Source organism: Streptomyces triticisoli (assembly GCF_003270085.1).
Classification (GTDB): domain Bacteria; phylum Actinomycetota; class Actinomycetes; order Streptomycetales; family Streptomycetaceae; genus Streptomyces; species Streptomyces triticisoli.
Genome location: NZ_QFDQ01000154.1, coordinates 1 through 1,804, shown reverse-complemented (window position 1 = coordinate 1,804; position 1,804 = coordinate 1). Strand labels below are relative to the sequence as shown.

Here is a 1,804-nt window from a genome sequence, read left to right as displayed (position 1 = left end):
TGGGCGCGGCGGCTGGCCGGCGGTCGCGCCGGGCAGGCGGCGGACGGGCACGAGCCGTACGACGACACCGCCGCCGACGCGCCCGCGCAGGACCCGTCCGCCCCGTGCGCCGTACCGCAGCAGCCGGAGACCTGGCCGGACCCGGCGGCGCTGCTGCTGGCGGCACTGGGCCCGGGACCGCGGCTGTGGGAGCGCGGCCCCGGGCACCCCGAGGCGCTCACGGTGCGGCTCGGCACGGCCGACCGGCCGGCCCCCGACGGCTCGGGGCTGCTGCCCGCGGTCCCGGTGACCACCGGCCTGCGCGAGGTGGGGGCGCTGGGCCTGGCCGGTCCGCGCGCCCGCCTGTCCGGGCTCGCGCGCGCGGTGCTGGCCCAGCTCGCCGCGGCGCACTCCCCCGACACGCTCGAGGTCGTCCTGCTCAGCGCCGACCGCACCCGCCCCGTGGAGGAGCGCACCGCCGAGTGGTCCTGGCTCGGCTGGCTCCCGCACGTCCGCCCTGCCCACGGACAGGACTGCCGCCTCCTCCTCGCCTACGACCGCGAACAGGCCGCCGCCCGCACCGACGAACTCCTGCGGCGCCTGGAGGACCACCCGAGCGCCACCCCCACCGCCGGCGGCCCGGGTGCGGCCGGCGCGCGCGCTGCCGCCCACAGGCCCTCCTGGGCACGGGACGACGACCCCGCCGACGCGGGGGGCTTCGCGGGGCCGTACACCGTGGTGGTCGTGGACGGCGACCCGGGCGGCCCCGAGGTGCGCGAGGCGGTGGCCCGCCTGGCGCAGGAGGGGCCCCGGGCCGGGATGCACGTCGTGTGTCTCGCCGAGGCGCCGCCCGCCTCGCCCGCGTCCCCGGTGACGGACACCTACGAGACGGCGTGCGCGGTGTCGCCGGTGTTCCGGGAGTGCGGAGCCGTGGCCCTGCTCAGCGGCGACGTGGCGACGGCCCTGCGGCTGATGCGCGTCGCGGCACACCCGACGGCCAACGAGCCGAGCTCCGGCGCACCCGTCCGCCCCCCGGCGGCGGAACCCCCGCTTCCTACCCCCGTGGCCCCCGGTACCGTCGCCGTCGTCGACGCCGTGTCCGGCGCGTGGGCCGAGCGGTTCGCACGGGCCCTGGCCCCCCTGCGGACGGACGGGCCCGCCGGAGACCGCCCGGCCCGGATGTCGGCGCCGCTGCCGCTGTCGGCGCGGCTGCTGGACGAGCTGGGGCTGGCCCGGGCCACCCCGGCGTCGCTGCAGGCGCGCTGGGCTGACGCGGCCGACGACACCACGGCCCTCGGCGGGCGGGCCTGGGCGATACTCGGCGCCGGTCCGCGCGGGCCGGTCTGTGCCGACCTCGTGACCGACGGACCGCATCTGCTGGTCGGGGGACCGGCGGGCAGCGGCCGTACGGAGCTGCTGCGCTCCGTCGTCGCCTCGCTCGCCGCCGCCGAGCGCCCCGACCGCCTGGGCATCGTGCTGGTGGACGGCCGGGGCGGCGGCGGCGAGCGGGGCGACGGCCTGCGGGTCTGTACGGACGTGCCGCACGTGACCACCCACCTCACCGCCAACGACCCGGTCCGTATGCGGGAGTTCGCGCAGTCACTGAGCGCGGAGCTGAAGCGCCGGGCCGAGCTGCTGGGGCGGTCCGACTTCGCCGAGTGGCACACCCGGCGCGCGGTGTCCGGCCGTATCGTCGCCCAGCGCACGGCGACGACCCGCGGCATATCCGCTCCGGGGCGGGCCGGCGCGGGACCGGCCGGAGCACGACCGGCCGGCGTGGGCTCGGCCGGTGCGGGCGGCGCCGGTGCGGCCGATCTCGACACCC

At 80.0% G+C, this 1,804-nt stretch carries 1 protein-coding gene; it reads left to right on the top strand.

All coding sequences use genetic code 11. From position 1 onward, the window contains the following. The coding region (locus DEP02_RS20890; protein ID WP_269809371.1) for an FtsK/SpoIIIE domain-containing protein at positions 1 to 1,804 on the top strand (1,804 nt) is incomplete at both ends.